Here is a 25,318-nt window from a genome sequence, read left to right on the forward strand (position 1 = left end):
TCGTCGATGGGCGGCGTGGGGGCGGTCGCCGTCTCTGTGCTCACGCCGCCCATTATCCGTCCGAGCGGACGCTCACGCAGGCCCCGCGCGCCGACCACCCCGCAGGAAGTGGCCGTGGGCAGCGCCAACACCACGACGGAGCCGCGGGGGCACTCCCGAGACCGCGCTCCGAGCCCGCCCGACCGGCGACCCGACCGACATGACCGCAGGGGCGGGCCGACCGCTGGGGCCGTCCGCAGTCGTGACGTCGGAGGCGGGTGCCTGGACGAGGGCGTCGGGCGTGGATGGGTCTGGCGGGAGCACGGGCGTATGCCGTCCGCCGCACACGAAGCAGAGGTGAGGACGCTCGTGCGGATGGTTGTCCGACGCCCTCGTCCAGGTGCCCGCCGGCAGCAAACGGACGAAGGACGGGCTCAGCGGTCGACCAGTACCTCGCCCGTGGCCATGTCGATCGCGTCGCCGGCCGGGCGGGAGTCGAGCGCGGCGAGGACCGCTTGCGCGGTCTTGAGGCCGAACCCCGGCACCGCGGCGATGTCCTCGACGCTGGCGGCGCGCAGCTTCTTGAGCGAGCCGAAGTGGTGCAGCAGCGCCTTGCGCCGCACCTCGCCGAGCCCGGGCACCTGGTCGAGCACCGACTCGACCATGCTCTTGCTGCGCCGCCCGCGGTGGTGGGTGATGGCGAATCGGTGCGCCTCGTCGCGGACGCGCTGGAGCAGGTAGAGCCCCTCGCTCGTGCGCGGGAGGATCACCGGGTCCGGCGCGTCGGGCAACCAGACCTCCTCGAGGCGCTTGGCCAGGCCGCAGAGCGCGACGTCGTCGACGCCCAGCTCGTCCATGGCGGCCGCGGCGGCGGCGACCTGCGGCGGTCCGCCGTCGACGACGACGAGCTGTGGCACGTACGCGAAGCGGCGCGGCGCGCCGGTCTCGGGGTCGATGAGCAGCGGCCCCTCGCCGCCGGAGCCGTCGGTCGCGGACTGCGCCGCGCGACGGTCGTCGATCATCCGCTTGAAGCGGCGCGTGATGACCTCGTGCATGGAGGCGACGTCGTTCTGGCCGTCCACGCCGCGGATGACGAAGCGGCGGTACTCGCTCTTGCGCGGCAGGCCGTCCTCGAAGACGACCATCGAGGCGACGACCTCGGTGCCCTGCAGGTTGGAGATGTCGAAGCACTCGATGCGCAGCGGGGCGCCCGGCAGCTCGAGGGCCTCCTGGATCTCCTCCAACGCCCGGTTGCGGGTCGACAGGTCGCTCGCGCGGGTGGTCTTGTGCCGGATCAGCGCCTCGGCAGCGTTCTTGGCGACCGTCTCCATGAGCGTGCGCTTGTCGCCGCGCTGCGGGACGCGGATGCCCACGTGGGAGCCGCGGCGCTCGCTGAGCAGCTCCGTGAGCGAGTCGAGCGAGGTCGGCAGCTCGGGCACGAGGATCTCGCGCGGCACCGCGTCGCGCGGGTCGGGGTCGTGGTCGGACTCCGCGTACAGCTGGAGGAGGAACTGCTCGACCAGCTCGGGCGTGCCGCCCTCGTCGAAGCGGTCGGCGACCCAGCCGCGCTCGCCGCGGATCCGGCCGCCGCGGACGTGGAAGATCTGCACCGCGACCTCGAGCGGGTCCTCGGCCAGGGCGATGACGTCGGCGTCCGTGCCGTCGGCGAAGACCACCGCGTTGCGCTCCAGCGCGCGCTGCATCGCCTGGGCGTCGTCGCGGAGCCGGGCGGCGCGCTCGAAGTCCATCTCGTCGCTCGCCGCGCGCATCTTGCGCTCGATCGAGCGGATCATCGGCGTCGCCTGCCCGCCCATGAACTGGCAGAAGTCGTCGACGATCTCGCGGTGCTCCTCCGGCGTCACCTTGCCCACGCAGGGCGCCGAGCACTTGTCGATGTAGCCGAGCAGGCAGGGCCGGCCGAGCAGCTGGTGGTTGCGGAAGACCCCGGGCCGGCACGAGCGCATCGGGAAGACGTGCAGCAGCTGGTCGACCGTCTCGCGGATGGCCCAGGCGTGGCTGTACGGGCCGAAGTAGCGGTTGCCCTTGCGCTTGGGCCCGCGCCCGACCATCACCCGCGGGTACTCCTCGCTCAGCGTCACCGCGAGCCAGGGGTAGGACTTGTCGTCGCGGTACTTGACGTTGAACCGCGGGTCGAACTCCTTGATCCAGGAGTACTCGAGCTGGAGCGACTCGACCTCGGTCTGGACGACGGTCCACTCGACCTTGGTCGCGGTCGTGACCATCTGCCGGGTGCGCTCGTGCAGCCCCCGCGGGTCGGCGAAGTAGGAGTTCAGCCGCTGGCGCAGGCTCTTGGCCTTGCCGACGTAGATGACCCGCCCGTTCTCGTCGGAGAAGCGGTAGACGCCCGGCTGCTCGGGGATCGACCCGGGTGCCGGGCGGTAGGACAGCGGCGAGCGCCGAGCACGGGTTCCAGGCACGGGCCCCAGGTTAGGTCGCCCCGCTGACAGTCCCGCCGCCCCGAGACGGCCGGCTCATCCGGTGACGTAGACCTTCGACCCGACGACGGTGGTCGCCGACTCCGCCAGCGGCTTGTTCGCCGGGCCCTGCTTGACCGAGCCGTCCTCGACCGAGAACTCGCTGCCGTGGCAGGGGCACTCGATGACGCCGTTCGCGACCTTGGTGACCGGGCAGCCCTGGTGCGTGCAGATCTTGCTGAAGGCCTTGAACGTGCCCGCGCTCGGCTGCGTGACGACGTAGTCGGCGTCGTCGAGGATCACGCCACCGCCCGTCGGGACGTCGGCGGTCGCCACGCTCGGCCCGCTCGGCGCGGCCTCGCTCGACGCCTCCGCGGACGCGGACGCGCTGGGGCTGCTCGCGGCGGGGCTGGAGGACGCGCTGGTGGGCGCGGCGGAGGTGGGCACGGGGGCGCCCGCCTGGCCCTCGGCCCCGCACGCGGCCAGCGTCAGCACGGCGCCGCCCGAGACCACGACGATGCCCGCCGTACGCAGCACGTCCCGTCGCGACGGGGCGAGGCTTCCCTGGTCCACGCGGGTCTCTTCGGAGGTGTCGAGACGGTTCATCGGTCGCTCCCGGGGTCGAGCAGGCTGGGGCCAGCCGCTGGTTGATCGGCCAACGACCCGGGCCACGCCGGTGGTTCCCGACGCCGGGCGCCCTGCGACCCTCGACGGGTGGAGGGACGTCGACTCGCGCTGCCGTCGGTCCCACCCGGGTCGGTCCTGCTGCGGCCCTTCGCCGACACCGACGTGCCCATGCTGCGCGACCTGGCGACGGACCCGTACGTGCCGACGATCGCGGCGTCGCCGGCCAGGCGCTGCGCGCGCTCACGACCTTCGCGTGGACCCTGCCGGACGTCCTCCGCGTCGAGCTCTTCGTCGAGCCCTGGAACATCGCGTCGCTGCGCACCGCCGAGGTCGCCGGGTACGTCCGGGAGGCTGTGCTGCCCGGTGCGGAGGTCCGCGGCCGGTCGACCGACCTCGTGAGGCTGGCGCTCAGCCGGCCGAGCGACCACCCGTGACGCGCGCGAGCACCGCGTCCAGCGCCGTCTCGACCACCGCGTGGGTCCCGGCCGCGCGGACGTGCTCACGGACCTGCTGGTTGAGCCCGCCCGGCGTGGCGTGGTCGTCGGCGAGGGCACCGAGCTCGCGGTCGGGCTCGGCGGCCAGCGCGTCGCTCAGCCCGCGCAGCAGCTCGCCGACGTAGGCCCGCGCGTCGGGGCCGGGGACGCCCTGGCCCGCGAGCCAGGCCTCGACGGTCGCGAGCAGGTCGAGCTGCGTGGCGGCGAAGGCTGAGGCCGCGCTGAAGGCGTCGAACGCCAGCTCGTCCTCGAGGGCGGCGACCTCGCCGAGCCGGGCGAACAGCGCCAGCGCGGCCGGCTCGGGCGGCACGACCGGCACGAGACCCTGCCGGGCCGCGACCGAGGGCAGCGGGATGGCCCGGGCCACGCGGGTCGCCGGGGCCACCGCGGCGAGCAGGTCGGCGACCGGCAGTGCGGCGACGACGCTGACCACGACCTGCTCGGCGCTGAACCGCAACCCGTCGAGCACCGCGGGGGCGTCCACCGGCCGCGGTGCGAGCACCACGCAGGGCGCGGCGTCGACGACCGCCTGGTTGTCGGACGCCACCCGCACGTTGCCGAACCGCGCCGCGAGCGCAGCGCTGACGGCGGCGCCACGCGGCGACACGACGATCGCGGGCGGGTCGTCGAGGGTGCTCAGCCCCTCGACCATCGCCCGGGTGATCGCCCCGGTGCCGACGAACCCGTACGCCGCAGCCCAGCCGCTCACGCCGGGATCAGCTGGCCTGGCGGGCGGCCGCCGCGGGCTTCGTGACGGCCTTCTTGGCCGGCGCCTTCTTGGCGGCGGCCTTCTTGGCCGGGCGGCCGTTGGTCGGGATCTCGCCCGGCTTGCGCTTGGTCGCCTCGCGCTTCTGCGCGTCGGCCGCGCGCTTGGCAGCGGCCTTGGTCATCGGCGCGGCGACCCGGGCGGCGAACGCCTCCTGGACCAGCCCGACCTCGACCTCGCGGCCCTCGAGGATCGGCCGCAGGAACTCACCCGTGTACGACTCGGGCGTCGCGGCGATCTGCTCCGGCGTGCCCTCGGCCACGAGCGTCCCACCGCGCGACCCGCCCTCGGGACCCATGTCGATGAGCCAGTCGGCGGTCTTGATCACGTCGAGGTTGTGCTCGATGACGACGACGGTGTTGCCCGCGTCGACGAGGCGGCCGAGGACGCTCAGGAGCTTGCGGATGTCCTCGAAGTGCAGGCCGGTCGTCGGCTCGTCCAGCACGTAGAGCGTGCGGCCCGTCGAGCGCTTCTGCAGCTCGCTGGCCAGCTTGACGCGCTGCGCCTCGCCGCCCGACAGCGTCGGAGCGGACTGGCCCAGACGGACGTAGCCGAGCCCGACCTCCTTCAGCGTGGTCAGGTGGCGCGCGATGCCGGGGATGGCCGCGAAGAAGTCCGCGGCCTCCTCGATCGGCATGTTGAGCACGTCGGCGATCGTCTTGCCCTTGTAGTGCACCTCGAGCGTCTCGCGGTTGTAACGCGCGCCGTGGCAGACCTCGCAGGGGACGTAGACGTCCGGGAGGAAGTTCATCTCGATCTTGATCGTGCCGTCGCCCGCGCAGTTCTCGCAGCGGCCGCCCTTGACGTTGAAGGAGAAGCGGCCCGGCTGGTAGCCGCGCACCTTCGCCTCGGGCGTCTCGGAGAACAGCCGGCGGACGTGGTCGTAGACGCCGGTGTACGTCGCGGGGTTGGAGCGCGGCGTCCGGCCGATCGGCGACTGGTCGACGTGGATGATCTTGTCGATCTCGTCGGCGCCGGTGATCGAGCGGTGGCGCCCGGGGACGTCGCGGGCGTTGTAGATCTTCTTCGCCAGCGCGCTGTAGAGGATCGAGTTGACCAGCGTCGACTTGCCCGAGCCGGAGACGCCGGTGACCGCGATCAGCTGCCCGAGCGGGAAGCCCACGGTGACGTTCTGCAGGTTGTGCTCGGTCGCCTGGTGCACGACGATCTCGCGGCCCTTGACGCGCGGGCGACGCAGCGCCGGGAGCGGGATCGAGCGGCGGCCCGACAGGTACGCCCCGGTGATCGACTCCTCGCTGTCGAGGAGCTCCTGCACGGGTCCGGAGACGACGACGTGACCGCCGTGCTCCCCCGCGCCCGGGCCGATGTCGACCGCCCAGTCGGCGACGCGGATCGTGTCCTCGTCGTGCTCGACGACGATCAGCGTGTTGCCGAGGTCGCGCAGCCGGACGAGGGTCTCGATCAGGCGGCGGTTGTCGCGCTGGTGGAGCCCGATGCTCGGCTCGTCGAGGACGTAGAGCACGCCGACCAGGCCGGAGCCGATCTGGGTGGCGAGCCGGATCCGCTGGGCCTCGCCCCCGGAGAGGCTGGCGGTCGGGCGGCTGAGCGAGAGGTAGTCCAGGCCGACGTCGAGCAGGAACTTGAGCCGCTCGTTGATCTCCTTGAGCACGCGCTCGGCGATCTGCAGCTCGCGGTCGCTCAGCTCGAGGTCGCGCAGGAAGGCAGCGGCCCCGTCGATCGACATCGACGAGATCTCGGCGATGTTGAGGCCGCCCAGCGTGACGGCGAGCGACGTCGGCTTGAGCCGCGCGCCCTTGCAGGTCTTGCAGGGGACCTCGCGCATGTAGCCGGCGAAGCGCTCGCGCGAGGTGTCGGTCTCGGCCTCGTTGTGGCGGCGCTCGATGTAGGCGACGACGCCCTCGAACTTGGCGTTGTAGCTGCGCTCGCGGCCGTAGCGGTTGCGGTAGCGGACGTGCACCTGGCCGGGGACGCCGTGCAGCAGGAGCTTCTGGATCGTCGCGGGCAGGCGGTGCCAGGGCGTCGAGGTCTTGAAGCCGTGCTCGTCGGCCAGCGACTCGATCAGGCGCTGGAAGTAGTCGGCGACGTGGGCCGACGCCCAGGGCGCGATGGCGCCGTCGTCGAGGCTCAGCTCGTCGTCGGGCACGACCAGCTCGGGGTCGACCTCCATGCGGGTGCCGAGGCCCGAGCAGACCGGGCAGGCGCCCCAGGGCCCGTTGAAGGAGAACTGGCGCGGCTCGAGCTCGTCGATGGCGATGTCGTGGCCGTTGGGGCACGCCATCTTCTCCGAGTAGGTGCGCTCGCGCTCCGCGTCCTCGACGTCGCGGTCCACGTAGTCGACCGTGACGATGCCCTGGGCCAGCCCGAGCGCGGTCTCGACCGAGTCGGTGAGGCGCTGCTTGACGGTCGGCTTGACCGCGATGCGGTCGACGATGACGTCGATCGAGTGCTTGTACTTCTTGTCGAGGACCGGCGGGTCGGTCAGCTGGACGATCTCGCCGTCGACCCGGGCGCGGCTGAAGCCCTGCGTCGCCAGGTTGCGGAAGAGGTCGGCGTACTCGCCCTTGCGGTCGCGGATCATCGGCGCGAGGACCTGGAAGCGGGTGCCCTCCTCCAGCGCCATCAGCCGGTCGACGATCTGCTGCGGCGACTGCTTGCTGATCCCCTCGCCGCAGACCGGGCAGTGCGGGCGCCCGGCGCGCGCGAAGAGCAGGCGGAGGTAGTCGTAGACCTCGGTGATCGTGCCCACGGTCGAGCGCGGGTTGCGGCTCGTCGACTTCTGGTCGATCGACACCGCCGGGGAGAGGCCCTCGATGAAGTCGACGTCGGGCTTGTCCATCTGCCCGAGGAACTGCCGCGCGTACGCCGACAGCGACTCCACGTAGCGGCGCTGGCCCTCGGCGAAGATCGTGTCGAAGGCGAGGCTCGACTTGCCGGAACCCGAGAGCCCCGTAAAGACGATCAGCGCGTCGCGCGGGAGGTCGAGCGAGACGTTGCGCAGGTTGTGCTCGCGAGCGCCCCGGACGACGAGGCGGTTCTCCGGGAAGGACTCCTGCGAGGCGGCTTCGGGCACGGACGACAGAGTAGATGTGGACACCGACAGTTCCGAACCCCGCGAGAGGGCCCGGGTATTCCCCCTCCGGCCGCGTCCGTCCGGGCCCGGTGGTGCGAACGCGCGGCGGCTCGGCGCCGACGGAACGCCCCCGCTAGCCTCGCCCCGTGAGCCAGCCCAGCGCCGACGCCCAGCTCGCCGACCTGCGGGGGCTGGTCGCCAGGGCCACCCAGCAGCTGCTCGGCGCGACCATCGCCGTCACCGACGAGCAGTGGCCGCACCGAGCCGGCTCCCGCGCTGGAGCCGGGCGCACGTCGCGACCCACCTCGCCCGCCAGGCCGACGGCTTCACCAACCTCGTCGAGGGCGCGGAGACCGGCACCCGCACGACGATGTACGCCTCGCCCGAGGCCCGCGACGCCGACATCGAGACGGGCGCACGGCGCTCGGGCCTGGAGCTGCAGACCGACCTCGACACCAGCGCCGGCCGGCTGGCCGAGGCCTTCGAGCGGCTCGACCACGTCGCCGCCGACGCCCCGGGGGACGCCGGGCCCGCGCGCGGCTGGGCCGCGTCGGTCGAGCTGCGCGGCGGCCTCGTGGTCCCGGCGCGGCTGCTGCCGCTGGGCCGCCTCTTCGAGGTCGCGCTGCACCTCGTCGACCTCGACGTCGGCCACGAGGTCGAGCAGCTCGACGAGCCCGTCGCGGAGTGGCTGATCGAGTGGTTCGCCTTCCGCGCACGCGCCCGCGACGAGTTCCCCCGCGTCGAGCTCCACGCGCCCTCGGGCTTCACCGGGGAGGTCGGGACCGTCGGCCCGCCGGTCGTCGTCCGGGGCCCCGCGCCCGCCCTGCTGGGCTGGCTCACCGGCCGGACCCCCGCCGGATCGGTCGACGGCGCCGGGGGCCTGGTGCTGCCCACCCTCTGACCCGTCCGACCTGACCCGTCCGACCCGGCCCGGCCCACCTGACCCGGACGACCCCGGAGCGCGCTCGGGGTGACCTGGCCCGAGACTGGGCCCATGGCCGGACTCCACCACGTCACCCGCGGCGGCGAGCCGCTGACGATCGCACTCTCCCCCACCGTCACCCTCACGAAGGTGTCGGTCGGGCCGATGGACAACAACGCGTACGTGCTCGAGGGCGGCGGCGGGCTGGTCCTCGTGGACGCGGCCGACGACGCCGCGACGCTGCTCGCCGTGCTCGGGGACCGCGACCTCGACGCCGTCGTCACCACCCACCGGCACGCCGACCACTGGCAGGCGCTCGCGGACGTCGCCCGGACGGGGGCCCGCCTCGTCGCCGGCACGCCGGACGCCGGGGCCATCCCCGACGACGCCGGTGTGACGCGGCCGGACGGCGTCTGGGACGGCGACACGGTGGCCCTGGGCTCCGAGCACCTCGACGTCGTCGGCCTGGTCGGCCACACGCCCGGCTCGGTGCTGCTCGCCTACCGCGGCGGCGACGGGCCGACGCACCTCTTCACCGGCGACAGCCTCTTCCCGGGCGGGCCGGGCAGGACCCGGAGCCCGGAGGACTTCACCTCCCTGATGGACGACCTCGAGGCCAAGGTCTTCGCGGTCTTCGACGACGACACGGTCGTCCACCCCGGGCACGGTGACGGCACCACCCTCGGCGCCGAGCGCCCCCACCTCCAGGAGTGGCGCGAGCGCGGCTGGTGAGCGACGGGCCGGTACCCGTCAGGCCGTGACCGGTCCGCCCGACGTCCCGCGGACGGCCTCGCGCAGAGCCGTGGCGAGCTCGACGGCCGCGGCCTCGTCGAGGTCGCCGACGGTGACGCGCACGGCCGGCCCGGCGTCCTGGCGGAACCGCTGCCCAGGCGCCACGGCCCACCCGGCGGCGAGCAGCGCGGCGACCGCCCGCGCCTCGTCGGGGACCGGCACCCAGACGTTCAGGCCGGTCGCGCCCGTGCCGGGCACCCCGACGTCGTCGAGCGCCCGCAGCAGCGCCGTGCGGCGGGCGTCGTAGGTGTCGGCGGCGACCTCGACCACGCGCGCCACCTCCGGGTCGGACCACAGGGCCACCGCGAGGCGCTGCAGCAGGGTGCTCACCCAGCCGGACCCCACCCGCAGCTGGCCCTCGACCCGGGCGGTCGTCGCCTCGTCGCCGACGACCACGGCCAGGCGCAGGTCGGGCCCGTACGGCTTGGACAGCGACCGGACGAACGCCCAGGCCGAGGTCGAGCCCGCCAGGCTCGCCAGCGGCACGCGCGCGAGCTCGGCCGCGTGGTCGTCCTCGACGAGCAGCACGTCCGGGTGGGCGTCCAGCACGCTCCTCAGCCGCGCGGCGCGTGCAGGCGTCACCGCCGCGCCGGTCGGGTTCTGCGCCCGGGTGGTGACGACGACGGCGCGGGCCCCGTCGGAGAGCGCCGTGGCGAGGGCGCGCGGGTCGGGCCCCGCCTCGTCGACGCGGACGGGCAGGGCCCGCAGGCCCGAGGCGGCGAGCAGGTCGAGCAGGTTGGGCCAGCCCGGGTCCTCGACGGCGACGGCGTCGCCCGGGGCCAGGCGGGCGAGCAGGATCCTGCGGATCGCGTCGAGCCCGCCCGCGGCCAGGGTGAGGTGTGTGGCATCGACGCCCGCGGCCGCCAGCCGCCGCCGGGCCAGGTCGGCGAGCTCGGGCAGGACGAGGTCGCCCGGGGCCTCGGCCGGGTCCGCCCAGCGGAGGTCCACCGTGTCGAGGCGCGGCAGCAGCGCCGCCGACGGCTGTCCGGACGCGAGGTCGACGACGCCCGAGGGCACCGCGGGGCCGCTGCTCCGGGTCGCGAGCGCCGGACGCGCACGCACCCGGGTCCCCAGCCGTCCGCGGGTCTCGACCAGCCCCCGGGCGGCCGCCGTCTTGTAGGCGCTGGCCACCGTGCCGGGCGCGACCCCCAGCTCGGTCGCCAGGCCCCGCACGGTCGGCAGCAGGTCGCCGGCGACCAGGCCGCCGTCGCGGACGGCCCGCTCGAGGGAGGCGACGATCTCGGTTGCCGTGGACCCGGCCAGGCGATAACGTTCTGTCACAATCAGAAGATTGTACTAGATCAATCGAACGAGCGGAACCATGCCGAGCACCACGACCTACGCCCCCTCCGCGCGCACCACGCCCACCCGGCTCCGCGAGCGCGTGTCGTACGACCGCGACGCCGTGCACGCCGCCCTCGACGAGGCGGTCCTGTGCCACGTGGCCTTCGTCGTCGACGGTGCCCCGGTCGTCCTGCCGCAGCTGCACGCGCGCGTCGGCGAGACCCTCTACCTGCACGGCTCGACGGGCGCCCGGGCGATGCGCCAGGCGCAGACCGACGGCATCGACGTGTGCGTGACCGTCACACACCTCGACGGCCTCGTGCTGGCCCGCTCCGCCTTCCACCACTCCGCCAACTACCGCTGCGTCGTCGTCCACGGGCGGGCGCACCTCGTCACCGACCCCGCGGAGAAGGACGAGGCCCTGCGCCACCTCGTCGACGCGGTCGTCCCGGGCCGGTCCGACCACGTCCGTGGGCCCAGCCGCCGCGAGCTGGCCGCGACCGCGGTGCTGCGGCTCGACCTGGTCGACGTCTCCTACAAGCACCGCGAGGGCCCGCCCGGGGACGACGAGGACGACCTCGGCTCGCCCTGGTGGGCAGGCGTCCTCCCGCTGCGCACCGTGACCGGGGAGCCGGTGCCGGCACCGGACCTCGTGCCGGGCGTCGAGGTCCCGGAGCACGTGCGCGGGTGGGCGCGGGGCTGAGGTCCCCTGGCCGATCGGCCGCCAACCCGTCAGGGCCCTTCGACAGGCTCAGGAAGCGTTCTCGGGTCCCTGCCTCCGCCCTTGGCTCGCTCAGGGAGCGTTCCTCAGTCCCTGCCTCCGCCCATCGACAGGCCCGAGGAGCGTCCCGCGCCACGTCCGGGAACGGTGCTCGACGCTTCGCGTGGCTACGGTGTCGGCGTGGACGCGGTGATCGCCTGGTCGGGCTTCGTCGGGGCCTGGCTCCTCGTCGCCGGGCCGCTGTTCCAGGCCGCGACGGAGCTCGACGAGCAGGGCGACCACCGCCGCGGACTGACCCGGGTGTCGGGCGTCGTCGAGTCGCCGCCGCGGCTGTCGCCGTGGTGGTGGCTGCTGCCGCCGGTCGCGTACGTCAAGCAGCGCCGCCGGCAGGCGGCCTACCGCGCGGCGGTGATGGACGCCCTGACGACCGACGAGCTCGAGGACTTCGTCGAGCTCAGCGGCACCGCCACCGGCTGGGCGATGGTCGCGTCCGGCGCCTTCTTCATCGCCGTCAAGGAGACCTGGGAGCTGCTGGAGCTCTACGAGGCACCCGGCTGGCTGCTGCCCCTGGCGCTCCTGGTGATGCTGGCGCTCTGCGCGGCCAACACCGTCGTCCGCGTCCGGTGGGGCCACGGCGTGGTCGACGCCAAGCGGCGTGCGGCGGGCGCGAGGAGCAGGGCGGCGTGACCGACGGACGCGACCCGGCTGCCGGCCCCGAGGAGCCGGACGACCTCGCCGCCCTCGTGGAGCGGGTTCCGCCGGGCTGGACCGAGGTCGCGTATGCCGGCCTCCGCTGGGGGCTGACCCGCACCGACCGGGCGCGGGGCGGGACCACGTCGATCTACGCCGAGGAGCTGGGCGGCCCGGGGTTCGTCAGCGCGAACGTCTGGCGCACGCAGGGCGGCGAGCTGCTGCGGCCGTGCGAGATGCCCGCGGAGCGCGTCCTCGACTTCCTGCGCGGCTGGATCCCGGCGGAGGACGCGCGGTGACGGACCGGTCCTGGCGCGGGGTCGCCCCGGCGATGTTCATGGTCGCGTGGGGCGGCAACCACTTCTCGCCCCTGCTGCTGCTCTACCGCCAGGTCGAGCACTACTCGGCGGTCGAGGTGGACCTCTTCTTCGCGTTCTACATCCTCGGGCTGGTGCCCGGCTTCCTGCTCGCCGGGCCGCTGTCCGACCGCTTCGGCCGGCGCCCGCTGGTGGCCGCCGCGCTGGCCCTCGGCGTGGTCGGCAGCGTCGTGCTCGGCCTGGGCGCCGCGAGCCCGGCGGCGCTGTGCGCCGGACGGCTGGTCAGCGGGGTCAGCGTCGCGTCGGTGATGGTGGCCGGGACGACGTGGGTCAAGGAGCTGTCGGTGGCCGCCGCCCCGCCGGTCCGGGCCCGCCGGGCCGCCCTCACCCTGACGGTCGGCTTCGGGATCGGGGCCGCCGCGGGCGGGGCGCTCGCCCAGTGGGGCCCCGCGCCGACGCTGCTCCCCTACGCCGTGCAGGTCCTGCTGTCCCTGGTCGCCGCGCTGCCGCTCGCGCGGACGCCCGAGACCCGGCCCCGCGGGCTGCTGCCGGTGCGCCCGCTGCGCGAGGAACTGCACCTGCCCGCCGCGAGCCGGCCGCGCTTCCTGCGCGTCGTGGTGCCGATGGCGCCCTGGGTCTTCGGCGCACCCGCGCTGGCCTTCGTCGTCGGACCGGCCCTCGTCGCCGGGCGGACCGGCGCGTACACGATCGCGTACGCCGCGCTGGCCGCCGTCGTCACGCTCACCCTCGGCGCGGGGGTGCAGCCGTTCGTCCCGCGGCTGGCCCGCCGGGTCCGCGGGCGGCAGGCCGTCGTCGGGCTGGTGCTCGTCGGCGTGGCCTCGCTGCTGCTCGCCCTTGACGTCGCGCTGGGCTCGGTCGGCGTGGCGCTCGTAGCCGCCGCGCTGCTCGGGACCGCGTACGGCATCTGCATCCTGACCGGGCTGGTCGAGACCCAGGCGCTCGCCGACCCGGAGCGGGTCGCGGGGCTCACCGGCGTCTACTACTCGCTGATCTACGTCGGGTTCGTCCTGCCCGCCGTGCTGTCCGGGCTGTCGGTCGTGGCGCCCGAGGTCTGGCTGCTGGTGCTCGTCGCCCTCGCCGCCGGGGCCTGCGCGGTCGCGGTCGAACGCGGCCTGCGCTCGACGGGGCCGCCGGCGTAGGCGGACCGCCTACTGGCCGACGCGCCCGTCGACGCACTCGCGCAGCAGGTCGGCGTGACCGCAGTGGCGCGCGTACTCCTCGATCATGTGGACGAGCACCTCGCGCAGCGCGACGGGGTCGGTGTCGGTGCGGCGCGACAGGGTGCCGAGGTCCTCGGTCGCCGCCACGAACGCGTCGGTGTCCGCGCAGGCCCGCTCCCAGAGGCTCCATGCCTCGGCCACGACGGCCGGGTCGGCGACCGCGCCGTCGAAGTCGCCGTCGCGGTGCTCGTCGCTGCTCCAGGGGCGCTCGAGGTGCTCGCCGCGCATCCAGCGGACCGTCCAGATCATCTCCACCTCGGCGAGGTGGCGGACCAGGCCCAGCAGCGACATCGTCGAGGGCGGCACCGAACGGCGCGCCAGCTGCTCGGCGTCGAGCCCGTCGCACTTCATCCGCAGCGTGTGGCGGTAGACGCGGAGATAGTCGAGCAGCGTCGCCCGCTCCCCCTCGAGCACGGTCGCGGACCCGCGCGGGTCGTCGTCGGGGTCGACCCACATGTCACTCGCCTGCGACGCCCGCGTCCACCGCTCCCGCTGCTCCACCCGGACACCCTGGCGGGGCGGGTGCCGCCTGTCCACCCGGAGGTTCAGCCGCGCCGCAGCACCCGCCGGCGGACCGGCTGGCCGATCAGCTCGGCGACCAGCACCGCCGCGGCGATGGCCAGGCCACGGGCGCCCGCGTTGACGATGCTGAGCAGCCCGGCGGACGGCTCGCCCGTGCTCAGCTCCAGCAGGCCGGTGTAGAGGGTCAGCCCGGGCAGCAACGACAGGATGCCGGGCACGACGACCATCATCGGCAGCGCCCGCTGGGCGTTGGCCAGGACGTAGCCGCTGATGCCGACGACGAAGGCCGCGCAGGCGTAGGCGGGCACGCCGACCACCCCGAGGGCCTGGACGACCGAGAGCACGAGCATCCCCATCGCCGCGCTCAGCGCCGCGGCCGGGAGCAGCCGGTAGGGCGTGTAGTAGGTGATCGCGGCCGCCGTCGCGGCGACCGCGGCGGACGCGACCCGCACCGGGAGCGCGTCGAGCCCGAGCGTGCCCGGGTTGACGGACATGTCGACCCCGAAGGCGCGGGTCACCGCGAGCCCCAGCGCCACGCCGCCCACCAGGCCGGCGACCACGAGGAGGACCTCGAAGACGCGAGCGGCACCCGTCACCAGGTAGCCGCTCAGCGCGTCCCGCACGCCGTTGACGAGCAGGCCCCCGGGGAGCAGCACGACGATGCTGCCGGCCACCACGAGGGCCGGGGTGCTCTGGGCGCCGAGCGCGGTCGTCGTGGCCGCGGCCAGCGTCGCCACGAGCCCGCCCACGACGTTGAGGTAGAAGGTCGGGACCCGGTGCCCCGCGAGCCAGCGCCCGACGAGGTCGGTGAGCATCGCCGAGGTCGCCACCACGACCGCCGCGGCCCAGTCGCCGCCGAGCTGCGTCACGATCGCCGCGGCGAGCAGCCCGCGGGCCAGGGTGACGGCGTTGTCGCCGTACGGGTGCGGGCGCCGCTCGATCTCGGCCAGCCGCGCGAAGGCGGCCTCGCGGTCGAGCTGGCCGCCGGCGAGCGCGATGAGCAGCTGGTGGACGTCCGCGAGCCGGGAGTGGTCGTCGCTGCGCTGGCGCACGACGCTCACCGAGGTGATCGGCGGACGCACCTCGTCGGGCCGCACCGAGACGACGATCGAGGTGAAGGTCACGTCGACCTCCGGGCTCGGCAGCCCCATGGCCAGCGCCGCGGCCCGGATCGACGCCTCGACGTCGTCCATGGACGCGCCGCGGGCGAGCATCACCGCCCCGACCCGGTGGGCGAAGTCGAAGGAGCGCTGCTGCTCCGCGTCGTCCGGCGCGGGCAGCGGCCGCTGCACGTCCCACAGGTCCAGGGGCGGCACCCCGTGGATCAGCGTGGGCGGGTCGTCGTCGGCCCAGACGCGGTTGACCTGGCGGCGCAGCCGGCGCCACCGCTCCTGCCCCGGCTGGTCCTCCCAGGACACGACCACCCCTCGCTGCGTTCAGGTCCGCCGCCGCGGACCCCGCCGATGCTGGTTCGCCGCCGCGCTCGTTGTCAACCGGCCCCGGGCCGCGTCGACCAGCACCCTCTAGCCCGGGCGGCGGGCACCCTTCCAGGGCATCGACGTGACCGCGATGTAGCTGACCTTGCTGCCGGGCTTCGGCGCGTGGACGACCTTCCCGTCGCCGGCGTAGATGCCCACGTGGGAGGGCCCGGAGTAGAAGAAGACGAGATCGCCGGGCCGCAGGTCGGCCTTCGCCACCGCGGTGCCGAGCTTGTACTGCGCGGCCGCGCTGTGCGGCAGCGTGACCCCGGCCCTGCCCCACGCCCGCATCGTGAGGCCCGAGCAGTCCCACCGGTCCGGACCCGCGGCGCCGTACTCGTACGGGTCCCCGAGCTGGGCCTTCGCGAAGGCCAGGGCGGTCTCTCCGGGCGTGGTCGCCGCGGGCGCACCGGGGTCGCCGCCCGGCTCCCCGCCCTGGTCCCCGGTGCTCGGGGGCAGCGCCTGGCCGCCCGCCTGCAGGGCCGCCCACTCGAGCGCGGTGGTCCGGCCGGTGACCGGGAGACCGAGCCGGGTCTGCAGGTCCTTGACCGCCTGCTCGGTGAGCGCGGCGTAGTTCGTCGTGCCCGGCAGCTCGCGGTGGCCGAGCGCGCGCAAGGAGAGCTGGAGCCTCCGCACGTCGGTGCCCTTGTCCCCGCGCTCCAGCGCCGGGGTCGAGCCCTGCGCGATCAGCGCGGCCCACGTGGCGGGGTTCGTCCGGCCCGTCGCCTCGAGGGCGTGCGCGGTCTGGAACGTCCGCAGCTTGGCGGCGTCCGCCGAGGAGAACGACCGGTTGCGGCTCGTCGCCAGCCCGGCCTGGTGCAGCAGGCACTCGACCGCACCGGCCCTGCTCCCCTTCGTGCCGGCCTTCACGGTCGAGTAGGTCGTGAACTTCGTCGTGCACCCGGCCGCGGCGGCGGGCGACGCCGAACCCGCCCAGACCCCGGCCGACACGGCGATCGCCAGCGCCGCTCCGACGACCCGCCCCACGACCCGCCTCCCGACCCGCCTCTGCGCGACACCCATGACTCGACTCCCTCGTCCGCTGATGACCCGAGCGACCCAGACGTCAGGACCGCGATGAGTTCCCTGCGGGCGCTGACGTCAAGGCGCCACGCCGAGTAGATCGTGCAGAAGAAGATTTCGTGACAGCGCGGTGCCGCCTGTGCACGGCGAGCGCCGCTCGACCGGTACGGACCCCGCCCGACCGCCGTCCCCACCGCCCCGCCAGGCTGGTCCACGTACGACGACGTCGACGTCCACGAGGAGCACCGATGACCCGACCGATCACCCTGTTCACCGGCCAGTGGGCCGACCTGCCCTTCGAGGAGGTCTGCCGCCTGGCCTCGGGCTGGGGCTACGACGGCCTCGAGATCGCCTGCTGGGGCGACCACTTCGACCCCTCGGCCGCGGTGGAGGACGACGCCTACGTGCCCGCCAAGCTCGAGGTGCTCAAGCGCCACGGCCTGCAGGTCTTCGCGATCAGCAACCACCTCAAGGGCCAGGCCGTCTGCGACGACCCGATCGACGCCCGCCACCGCGACATCCTCCCCGACCGCATCTGGGGCGACGGCGACGCCGAGGGCGTCCGGCAGCGCGCCGCCGAGGAGATGAAGAACACCGCCCGCGCCGCCCGCAAGCTCGGCGTGGACGTGGTCGTGGGCTTCACCGGCTCCTCGATCTGGAAGTACGTCGCCATGTTCCCGCCGGCCTCCCAGTCGCTGGTCGACGCCGGCTACGAGGACTTCGCCAAGCGGTGGAACCCGATCCTCGACGTCTTCGACGCCGAGGGCGTCAAGTTCGGTCACGAGGTCCACCCGAGCGAGATCGCGTACGACTACTGGACGACGACGCGCGCGCTCGAGGCGGTCGGGCACCGCGAGGCCTTCGGCCTCAACTGGGACCCGAGCCACTTCGTCTGGCAGGACCTCGACCCGGTCGGCTTCCTCTGGGACTTCCAGGACCGGATCGTCCACGTGGACTGCAAGGACGCGAAGCTCCAGGTCGGCAACGGGCGCAACGGCCGGATGGGCTCGCACCTGGCGTGGGCCGACCCGCGCCGCGGCTGGGACTTCGTCTCCACCGGGCACGGCGACGTGCCGTGGGAGCGCTGCTTCCGGATGCTCAACACGATCGGCTACGACGGCCCCATCTCGATCGAGTGGGAGGACGCCGGCATGGACCGCCTCGTCGGCGCGCCCGAGGCCCTGGAGTTCGTCCGCCGGCTCGCCTTCGACGCCCCGGAGGCCGCCTTCGACGCGGCCTTCAGCAGCCAGGGCTGAGGGGTCGGCCGCGATCACGACCGACACCGGCGAGGGGCGGGGCGAGGGACGGGGCGAGGGACGGGTCGTCCTCGTCCCCGCCGAGCGGCTCGCCGGCTGGCTGACGCGGTTCGCCGAGCGGCACGGTCCGCTCTCCACCGCGCCGGCGGCCGCCGAGGTCGTGGTGTCGGCGCCCGACGGCGCGGTGGCCGTCGTCGAGGTGCCCTTCCCGCCGCTGCGGGGAGCCCTCGCGGTCGCCGGCACCGGGCCGCTCGTCGAGCACGTGCTCGCCGAGCGCAGCGTCGGTGCCGTGCTCGTCCGCAAGGGCGGGTACGCCGTCGGCTGGTTCGCCGGCCGCCGGCTGCAGGCGTCCAAGGTCGGCAGCGCCTACGTCCAGGGCCGGACCAAGGCCGGCGGCTGGTCGCAGCAGCGCTACGCCCGGCGCCGGGAGAACCAGACCAACCAGGCGTACGCCGAGGCCGCCGACGTGGTCGCGACCGTGCTGCTCCCCCACGCGCACCGGCTCGCCGCCGTCGTCGGGGGCGGTGACGCCGCCGGTGTGCACGCCGTGCTGGAGGACCCACGGCTGGCCCCGCTCCGGGCGCGGCTGCTCTCCCGGGTGCTGCCCACCCCCGACCCGCGCCTGCGGGTCCTGCAGACGTTCGGCGACCAGCTGCGCGAGGTCCGGATCACCCTCAACGCGCAGGCGTGAGCCGGCCCTTCTTCGCCGTCGCCGTCACGGGTGCTGTCTCCGGCGCCGCCTCCCGCGCCGGCACCAGCAGCGAGGAGACCGCCTCGCGGCTGGTCACGCCGGGCAGCTGGAGCGTGAGCTCGGCGCCGCCCTCGGCCGAGCGGCCCGCGTGCACGCTGCCGCCGATCTCGTCCATCGTCTTGGCGACGATGGCCAGCCCGAGCCCCGTGCCCTTGGTGTGCCGACCCGACTCCCCGCGGAAGAAGCGGTCGAAGACGTAGGGCAGGTCGGCCTCGGGGATGCCCGGTCCCGCGTCGGAGACCCGCAGGCGGTTGCCCTCCAGGCGGACGCGGACCGTCGCACCGGGCGGGCTCCACTTGACCGCGTTGTCGAGCAGGTTGGTCACGGCCCGGCGCAGGGAGTCCGGGTCGGCCACGACGAAGAGCGGTTGCAGCGCCACGTCGAAGGTGATGCCCGCGGCGCGGCGCTGCACCCGCTCGACCGCGTCGCGCACCAGCTCCACGACGTCCAGCGGGGCCAGGGTGAGCGTCGAGTCGTCGCGGGCCACGTGCACGAGGTCGCCGATCATCTCGGTGAGCTCGCCTAGCTGACCCTGGACGTCGCCCAGGACCGCCGCCTTCTGCTCCTCGCTCAGGCGGTCGCGGCCGAGGTCCTCGGCCAGCAGGTCGACGTTCGTGCGGAGGCTGGTCAGGGGCGTGCGCAGCTCGTGCCCGGCGTCGGCGACGAGCCGGGACTGGCGCTCGCGCGCCTTGGTGAGGGAGGCCAGCATCAGGTTGAAGGAGCCGGCCATCGTCACGAGGTCGCCCTTGGCGTAGCGGACGGAGACGGGCTGGTAGTCCTGCGTCGCGGTGACGTGCTCCATCGCCTCGGTGAGCTGGCGCATCGGGCGGAGACCGGAGGCGCCGACCAGCACCCCGACGACCGCGGCGGCCAGCACGCCCGCCAGGCAGACGGCGCCCAGGATGAAGCGCTGCACCTCGAGGACGTGCAGCGCCGGACCGAGCGGGCGGCCGACGAGCAGGGCGTGGCCGGTGCCGGGCAGCGGGAGCGCGACCACCGCGTACCGCTGGCCGTCGACGGTGCGGCCGGTGCGCTGCACCAGCCCGCCGGCCGGTCCGGCGGCCTCGAGGTCGGACGGCTCGACCACCAGCGCGAGGTCGTCGCCCGGTGTCCGCAGCACGGTGCCCGAGGCGTCGACGGCCTGGACCACGACCTGCCCGGGTTGCTGGAGGTCGGCGGGGAGCGTCCCGGTGCCCTCGATGGCGCGCGCCGCCGGTCCGGCCAGGTCCTGGGCGATCCCGAGGGCGATCTCCTGCGAGGTGCTGACGAGCGTCGAGCACAGGGCCAGATAGCCGACGGCGCTGCACACGACGACGGCGAGGGCCACGGCGACCGTGGTCAGCAGCGACACGCGCCGCTGCATGGGGTGGTCCCACAGGAACGTGAGCATCCGCACCGTGCCGACCACCTCTCCCGGGCCCTGGGCGCGCCGCTGGTCAGCCGCCACCGGAAGCCTAAGTCGCTCCTCAACGAAGAACCGGTGTTCCCTCAGACTCCGGCCGCCAGCAGGGCCGTCGGCATCGGTGTTCGCCTGCAGCAGACGCCGGGAATGGATGCGTCCCGTCCAGCCTTGAGCGGGTGTCGCTCAACCACACCTGAGCGGCCCCGAACGGAGGCTTGACCCAGTGACGACCACCGAACTTCCCGTCCTCTTCCTCAACGACCTCGTCGTCCTGCCCGGCATGGTCGTGCCGGTGGAGCTCGACGACGCCACCCGTGCCGCGGTCGACGCGGCCCGGGCGCACAGCGACGGCACCCTGCTCGTCGCCCCCCGCCTCAGCGACCGCTACGCCTCGTACGGCGTCGTCGCCTCGATCGTCCAGCTCGGCCGCCTGCAGAGCGGCGAGCCGGCCGCCGTCCTCAAGGCCGACCGCCGCGTGCGCATCGGCTCGGGCGTGCCCGGCCCCGGCACCGCGCTGTGGATCGAGGCCGAGGAGCTCGACCCGGTCTTCGAGACCGACGAGATCCGTGCGCTTGCCGAGGAGTACCGCCACCTGCTGGTCGCGACCCTGCAGCGCCGCGACGCCTGGCAGGTCATCGACACCGTCAACAAGGTGACCGACCCCAGCAGCCTCGCCGACCTCGCCGGCTACGCCTCCTGGCTCTCCGACGAGCAGAAGCGCGAGCTCCTCGAGACCCCGTACGTGGTCGACCGCCTCCGCGTGCTCGTCGAGTGGGTCAAGAACCACATCGCCGAGACCGAGGTCAACGACAAGATCGCCGACGACGTCCGCGAGGGCATGGAGAAGAGCCAGCGCGAGTTCCTGCTGCGCCAGCAGCTCGGCGCGATCCGCAAGGAGCTCGGCGAGGACGAGCCCGAGGGGGCCGACGACTACCGCGGCCGGGTCGAGGCCGCCGACCTGCCCGACGACGTCCGCAAGGCGGCGCTGCGCGAGGTGGGCAAGCTCGAGCGGTCCAGCGACCAGAGCCCCGAGTCCGGCTGGATCCGGACCTGGCTCGACACCGTCCTCGACCTCCCGTGGAGCACCACGACGGTCGACTCCACCGACATCCGCGGCGCCCGTGCGGTGCTCGACGCCGACCACCACGGCCTCGAGGACGTCAAGGACCGGATCGTCGAGTACCTCGCCGTGCGCGCCCGGCGCTCGCAGCGCGGGCTCGAGCTCGTCGGCGGCCGTGGCTCGGGCGCCGTGATGGTGCTCGCCGGCCCTCCCGGGGTGGGCAAGACCTCGCTCGGCGAGTCCGTCGCCCGGGCGCTCGGGCGCAAGTTCGTCCGCGTCGCCCTGGGCGGCGTCCGCGACGAGGCCGAGATCCGCGGCCACCGGCGCACGTACGTCGGGGCGCTGCCCGGCCGCATCGTCCGCGCGATCAGCGAGGCGGGTTCGATGAACCCGGTCGTGCTCCTCGACGAGATCGACAAGGTCGGCTCCGACTACCGCGGCGACCCGAGCTCGGCGCTGCTCGAGGTGCTCGACCCGGCGCAGAACCACACGTTCCGCGACCACTACCTCGAGGTCGACCTCGACCTGTCCGACGTGCTCTTCCTGGCCACGGCCAACGTGGTCGAGAACATCCCCCAGCCGCTGCTGGACCGGATGGAGCTCGTCACCCTCGACGGCTACACCGAGGCCGACAAGGTGGCCATCGCGCGGGAGTACCTGCTGCCCCGTCAGCTGGAGCGCGCCGCGCTGACCGCCGACGAGGTGCAGATCGACGACGAGGCGCTGCGCGAGATCGCCGCCGACTACACCCACGAGCCCGGCGTCCGGCAGCTCGAGCGGCTCCTGGCCAAGGCGCTGCGCAAGGCGACCACGCGCCTGGCGCAGTCCGAGGGCGGCGAGGGCGACGAGGCGGCCGCGACCGGCGGGACGAGCACGCCGCTCGTCGTGACCAGGGCCAACCTGCGCGAGTTCCTCGGGCGGCCGCGCTTCACGCCCGAGGCGCACGAGCGCACGTCGGTGCCCGGGGTGGCCACGGGCCTGGCGGTCACCGGCATGGGCGGCGACACGCTGTTCATCGAGGCGAGCGTCATGCCGGCCACCGAGGGCGGCGGCAAGGGCGGCCTCACCCTCACCGGACAGCTCGGCGACGTGATGAAGGAGTCGGCGCACATCGCCCTCTCCTACGTGCGCGCCCACGCCGAGCAGCTGGGCATCACGGACCCGTCGGTGCTCGACCGGCCGATCCACGTCCACGTGCCCGCGGGCGCGGTGCCCAAGGACGGTCCGTCCGCGGGCGTCACGATGGTGACCGCGCTGACCTCGATGGCCACCGGCCGTCCGGTGCGCGGCGAGGTCGGCATGACCGGCGAGGTCACGCTGAACGGGCGGGTGCTGCCGATCGGCGGCGTCAAGCAGAAGCTGCTCGCCGCCCAGCGGGCCGGGCTCACCACCGTCTTCGTGCCCGCGCGCAACGCCCCGGACCTCGACGAGGTCCCCGGCGAGGTGACCGACGCGGTCGAGGTCGTCCTCACGACCGACGTCGCCGAGCTGGTCGTGGCGGCCCTCGAGCCCCCCGCGGACGCGGCCGCGAGCCCGGTCGCCGCGGCGGCCTGAGCCTGCTGACCCTCGGCCCGGCACCCCTGCGGGTGTCGGGCCGAGGTGCTTGACCGGCCAACAGTTGACGCTTTGTTCATCGTGTTACTCGCTCATTGCATGACACGGTGCTAAAGTCTTCTCAGCAAGCGGGTAGTACGTCGGAGGAACTACCAGGCTTCGAGACGTGGACGAGGGTCCTGCGAGCTTCCGTTGGGGGAAAGCTCTCAGGCCCCGTTCTACGATCTGGCCCTACGATGCGAGCGCATCGGACACCCCCGCTGACGAGGAGCCCCGACATCACCCAGGACGACGTCATGGGCACGGCCGTCCGCAACCTGCGCAGCCTGATCCTGGCCGGGGAGTACTACCGCCAGGCGGTGTCCGAGGCCATCGGCCTGGGCACCACGGAGACGCAGGCGCTGTCCTACCTCGCCGTCCACGGCGAGAGCGGGCAGTCGCTCCTCGCTCGCGACCTCGGGCTGACCAGCAGCGCCTCGACCTCGCTGGTGGACCGCCTGGAGCGCCAGGGCGTCGCCGAGCGCGTACGGCACCCGCACGACCGGCGCCGACTGATCGTCCGACTCACGGACCGCGGCCGTGCGGTCGTCGAGGAGAGCTACGCATGGCTGGCCTCCACGCTCGAGCAGGTGGAGCCCGACGAGCTGGAGCACGTCTCCGCGATCCTCGCCTTCCTGGCCGACGACCTGAAGACACGCACCGCGGGGCGTCAGGCCTCGGGGTGGCGCGGCCTCACCCACGCACTTCCCGTCTGAGAAGCGGACCGGCGCGGTCAAGGACTGCTCGATCGTTCGACGGCTCGACGGCCGGTCACTCCGATCATCGAGCGATCGTGCTACCGTTCTCCCCGCACGCGGGTAGTACGTCGGAGGAACTACCGCAGCAGGCTTGTCGAGGACGCTTCCCTTCCAGGACGGCGATCCGGCTGACGGGTCTCAGCCGCACCCGACCGGCACCGCACGGTGCCCCACCTGCCCCAGGAGCCATCTTTGTCGTCCCCCTCGGTGATGGCGGAAGCCGTCCGCAACCTGCGCCAGATGATCCTGGCCGGCGAGCACTACCGGCAGGCGTTCGCAAGCGCCGCCGGGCTCGGGGCGACCGAGAGCCAGGCGCTGTCCTACCTCGCGGTGCACGGCGACAGCGGGCAGACCGTGCTCGCCCGCGATCTCGGGCTCACCAGCAGCGCCTCCACCGCCCTCGTCGACCGCCTCGAGCGGCAGGGGGTGGCCGAGCGCGTCCGGCACCCGCGCGACCGGCGTCGCACGATCGTCCACCTGACGGAGCGCGGGCTCATGATCGTCGCCGAGAGCCAGCGGTGGCTCGCCGAGACCATGGCCCAGGTCGACGAGGGCGAGCTCGAGCGCGTGTCCGCCTCCCTCGGCTTCATCGCCGAGACCCTCCAGGGGCGCACCGCCACCGGCGAGGAACGCCATTGGGCGGGCCTCACCCACGCCCTTCCCGCCTAGCCACCTCGGCCTGTATGTCATGTTCCGGCCATTGCCGGTTGAGGACATCGGTATCTGAGGATGGCGCTCAGTCCGTGCCCTAAAGTAATTCATGGCGGACGGGGGTGATGAACCCCCGAGCATCATCCTCGTCCGCCGAACCGGGAAGCCCGTACCCACCTGAACCCCCGAGCAGGTGAGTGCGGGCTTCCTGTGCGTCCGGAACCGCACGCGCTCCTGCCGCTCGGCGGGCACCGCGGAATCCGCGGTCGTGGCCCGAGGTGGAGCCCCGTCAGCCCCTCGTGCCCGCGCGTCCCTGACGAGCGAGCGCCACGGGCCCGCTCGGGCACGGCCCGGAGCCCTCGCGCCCCGGATGCTTCCCCGAACCCTGACGAAGCACGGTGACGGGGCCGCCCTGCGAGCGGTCAGGCTGCGGAGCTGGTCGGCTCCGCGTGGTCCTCGTCCCAGCGCGACTTGACCAGGCTGGCCACGGCCGTGATGAGGAGCGTGCCGATGATGACCAGGAGCGAGAGCCAGATCGGGATCTCGAGGCTGAACGGGATGCCGAGCCGCTCGTCCAGGTGGTACTCGTGCAGCGCGTGGAAGACGAGCTTGACGCCGATGAAGGCGAGGATCACGGAGAGCCCCAGCGACAGGTAGACGAGCTTGCGCAGCAGTCCGCCGAGGAGGAAGTACAGCTGCCGCAGGCCCATCAGCGCGAACACGTTGGCGGTGAAGACGAGGTACGGCTCCTGCGTCAGCCCGTAGATGGCGGGGATCGAGTCCAGGGCGAAGAGCAGGTCGGTGCTGCCGAGCGCGACGATGACGATGAACATCGGCGTGATGAGACGCCGGCCGTCCCGGCGGACCGTCAGGTGCGGGCCCTCGAAGTCCTCGGTCGACGGCAGGCGACGGCGGACGAGGCGCAGCAGCGGGTTGTCGGGCGCCTCCTCCTCGTCGTCGTGGCTGCGGTAGTCGAGGACCAGCCGCACCGCGGTGTAGAGCAGGAACGCGCCGAAGATGAAGAAGACCCAGCTGAAGCGGTCGATGGCGGCCGCGCCCACGGCGATGAAGATGCCGCGGAAGACCAGGGCCAGGACGATGCCCACGAGCAGCGCGAACTGCTGGAGCTCTCTAGGCACCTTCAGCTTGGCCATGATGATGAGGAAGATGAAGAGGTTGTCGATCGAGAGGCTGTACTCGGTCAACCACCCGGCGAAGAACTCGCCCGCGTAGCGGGGGCCGGCGACACCCCACACCCCGAGCCCGAAGACCACGGCCAGCGCGACGAAGACGCCGATCGCGATGCCGGCCTCCCGCATCGAGGGCTCGTGCGGCCGGCGGCCGATGACGAAGATGTCGAAGCCGAGGATCGCGACCATGATCGCGATGGTCGCGGCCCAGGCGTAACCGTGAACGTCCAACTCAGGAGCCTCCGAGACGGGTATGAGAGCGTGCAGATACGTCTCGGAGGTCTCTTCCGCCAGGCTCGCTGACCGGCGGCACC

General features: G+C 73.7%; 21 protein-coding genes. 11 read left to right on the forward strand and 10 right to left on the reverse strand.

Annotation, left to right across the window (positions count from 1 at the left end; all coding sequences use genetic code 11):
* Positions 1–413: 413 nt before the first annotated feature.
* The 4 genes from uvrC to uvrA form a co-directional block, all read right to left on the reverse strand.
* Complete coding sequence (gene uvrC, locus BLU42_RS11685; protein ID WP_091074579.1) at positions 414–2,417, reverse strand: excinuclease ABC subunit UvrC; 2,004 nt, start codon at positions 2,415–2,417, stop codon at positions 414–416.
* Between the two features lie 54 nt (positions 2,418–2,471).
* On the reverse strand, positions 2,472–2,987 hold the full coding sequence (locus tag BLU42_RS11690; protein WP_231918109.1) for a Rieske (2Fe-2S) protein: 516 nt from the start codon (positions 2,985–2,987) through the stop codon (positions 2,472–2,474).
* Positions 2,988–3,449: 462 nt separating this feature from the next.
* On the reverse strand, positions 3,450–4,244 hold the full coding sequence (locus BLU42_RS11700; protein WP_197680422.1) for an NAD(P)-binding domain-containing protein: 795 nt from the start codon (positions 4,242–4,244) through the stop codon (positions 3,450–3,452).
* 7 nt (positions 4,245–4,251) lie between these two features.
* On the reverse strand, positions 4,252–7,353 hold the full coding sequence (uvrA, locus tag BLU42_RS11705; RefSeq protein ID WP_091074581.1) for an excinuclease ABC subunit UvrA: 3,102 nt from the start codon (positions 7,351–7,353) through the stop codon (positions 4,252–4,254).
* A 250-nt stretch (positions 7,354–7,603) separates the two neighbouring features.
* Between uvrA and BLU42_RS20625 the strand changes: the two genes are divergently transcribed.
* Both BLU42_RS20625 and BLU42_RS11715 read left to right on the forward strand, forming a co-directional pair.
* Entirely contained in the window at positions 7,604–8,254 is a 651-nt protein-coding gene (locus BLU42_RS20625; RefSeq protein WP_157719949.1) for a maleylpyruvate isomerase family mycothiol-dependent enzyme, read from the forward strand.
* Positions 8,255–8,347: 93 nt separating this feature from the next.
* Positions 8,348–9,007, forward strand: a complete 660-nt coding sequence (locus tag BLU42_RS11715; RefSeq protein ID WP_091074586.1) for an MBL fold metallo-hydrolase — start codon at positions 8,348–8,350, stop codon at positions 9,005–9,007.
* An 18-nt stretch (positions 9,008–9,025) separates the two neighbouring features.
* Here the strand turns inward: BLU42_RS11715 and BLU42_RS11720 are convergent, their stop codons facing one another.
* Entirely contained in the window at positions 9,026–10,348 is a 1,323-nt protein-coding gene (locus BLU42_RS11720; RefSeq protein WP_091074588.1) for an aminotransferase class I/II-fold pyridoxal phosphate-dependent enzyme, read from the reverse strand.
* Positions 10,349–10,388: 40 nt separating this feature from the next.
* On the opposite strand from BLU42_RS11720, the gene BLU42_RS11725 reads away from it, so the two are divergent.
* From BLU42_RS11725 to BLU42_RS11740, 4 genes are all read left to right on the forward strand, one after another.
* The gene (locus BLU42_RS11725; RefSeq protein WP_091074589.1) at positions 10,389–11,054 is read left to right on the forward strand and encodes a pyridoxamine 5'-phosphate oxidase family protein; all 666 of its coding nucleotides are present in this window, start codon (positions 10,389–10,391) and stop codon (positions 11,052–11,054) included.
* 198 nt (positions 11,055–11,252) lie between these two features.
* On the forward strand, positions 11,253–11,759 hold the full coding sequence (locus tag BLU42_RS11730) for a hypothetical protein (RefSeq protein ID WP_157719950.1): 507 nt from the start codon (positions 11,253–11,255) through the stop codon (positions 11,757–11,759).
* Positions 11,756–12,061, forward strand: a complete 306-nt coding sequence (locus tag BLU42_RS11735; RefSeq protein WP_091074594.1) for a hypothetical protein — start codon at positions 11,756–11,758, stop codon at positions 12,059–12,061. Before BLU42_RS11730 ends, BLU42_RS11735 begins: the two co-directional genes overlap by 4 nt.
* On the forward strand, positions 12,058–13,239 hold the full coding sequence (locus tag BLU42_RS11740; protein ID WP_091074596.1) for an MFS transporter: 1,182 nt from the start codon (positions 12,058–12,060) through the stop codon (positions 13,237–13,239). Before BLU42_RS11735 ends, BLU42_RS11740 begins: the two co-directional genes overlap by 4 nt.
* Positions 13,240–13,248: 9 nt before the next feature.
* Here the strand turns inward: BLU42_RS11740 and BLU42_RS11745 are convergent, their stop codons facing one another.
* The 3 genes from BLU42_RS11745 to BLU42_RS11755 all read right to left on the reverse strand — a co-directional run bounded on the left by BLU42_RS11745 (position 13,249) and on the right by BLU42_RS11755 (position 16,343).
* Entirely contained in the window at positions 13,249–13,776 is a 528-nt protein-coding gene (locus BLU42_RS11745) for a DinB family protein (protein ID WP_091074598.1), read from the reverse strand.
* A gap of 89 nt (positions 13,777–13,865) precedes the next feature.
* Positions 13,866–15,260: a threonine/serine exporter family protein gene (locus tag BLU42_RS11750; RefSeq protein WP_157719951.1), complete on the reverse strand. Its 1,395-nt coding sequence runs from the start codon at positions 15,258–15,260 to the stop codon at positions 13,866–13,868.
* Between the two features lie 105 nt (positions 15,261–15,365).
* Positions 15,366–16,343 (reverse strand): C40 family peptidase, encoded by a 978-nt coding sequence (locus BLU42_RS11755; protein WP_091074603.1) that lies wholly within the window; start codon positions 16,341–16,343, stop codon positions 15,366–15,368.
* A gap of 248 nt (positions 16,344–16,591) precedes the next feature.
* On the opposite strand from BLU42_RS11755, the gene BLU42_RS11760 reads away from it, so the two are divergent.
* A complete protein-coding gene (locus tag BLU42_RS11760; protein WP_091074604.1) occupies positions 16,592–17,599 on the forward strand; it encodes a sugar phosphate isomerase/epimerase family protein in 1,008 nt (335 codons plus the stop codon).
* A 13-nt stretch (positions 17,600–17,612) separates the two neighbouring features.
* The gene (locus tag BLU42_RS11765; RefSeq protein WP_091074606.1) at positions 17,613–18,290 is read left to right on the forward strand and encodes an acVLRF1 family peptidyl-tRNA hydrolase; all 678 of its coding nucleotides are present in this window, start codon (positions 17,613–17,615) and stop codon (positions 18,288–18,290) included.
* Here BLU42_RS11765 and BLU42_RS11770 read toward each other — a convergent pair.
* Entirely contained in the window at positions 18,274–19,797 is a 1,524-nt protein-coding gene (locus BLU42_RS11770; RefSeq protein ID WP_091074608.1) for a sensor histidine kinase, read from the reverse strand. The two genes, BLU42_RS11765 and BLU42_RS11770, sit on opposite strands and share 17 nt — an antisense overlap.
* Before the next feature lie 178 nt (positions 19,798–19,975).
* Between BLU42_RS11770 and lon the strand changes: the two genes are divergently transcribed.
* The 3 genes from lon (at position 19,976) to BLU42_RS11785 (ending at position 23,832) form a co-directional block, all read left to right on the forward strand.
* Positions 19,976–22,366 carry an endopeptidase La gene (gene lon, locus BLU42_RS11775; protein ID WP_197680423.1) on the forward strand — a complete coding sequence of 797 codons (2,391 nt, stop codon included), beginning with the start codon at positions 19,976–19,978 and terminating at the stop codon, positions 22,364–22,366.
* 296 nt (positions 22,367–22,662) lie between these two features.
* Complete coding sequence (locus BLU42_RS11780; RefSeq protein WP_091074610.1) at positions 22,663–23,121, forward strand: MarR family winged helix-turn-helix transcriptional regulator; 459 nt, start codon at positions 22,663–22,665, stop codon at positions 23,119–23,121.
* 234 nt (positions 23,122–23,355) lie between these two features.
* A complete protein-coding gene (locus tag BLU42_RS11785; protein WP_157719952.1) occupies positions 23,356–23,832 on the forward strand; it encodes a MarR family winged helix-turn-helix transcriptional regulator in 477 nt (158 codons plus the stop codon).
* A gap of 404 nt (positions 23,833–24,236) precedes the next feature.
* Here BLU42_RS11785 and BLU42_RS11790 read toward each other — a convergent pair whose 3' ends face one another.
* Positions 24,237–25,235, reverse strand: a complete 999-nt coding sequence (locus tag BLU42_RS11790; RefSeq protein WP_091074614.1) for a TerC family protein — start codon at positions 25,233–25,235, stop codon at positions 24,237–24,239.
* Between the last annotated feature and the right edge of the window lie 83 nt (positions 25,236–25,318).

It is taken from the genome of Microlunatus sagamiharensis, from assembly GCF_900105785.1.
Taxonomy (GTDB): Bacteria; Actinomycetota; Actinomycetes; order Propionibacteriales; family Propionibacteriaceae; genus Microlunatus; species Microlunatus sagamiharensis.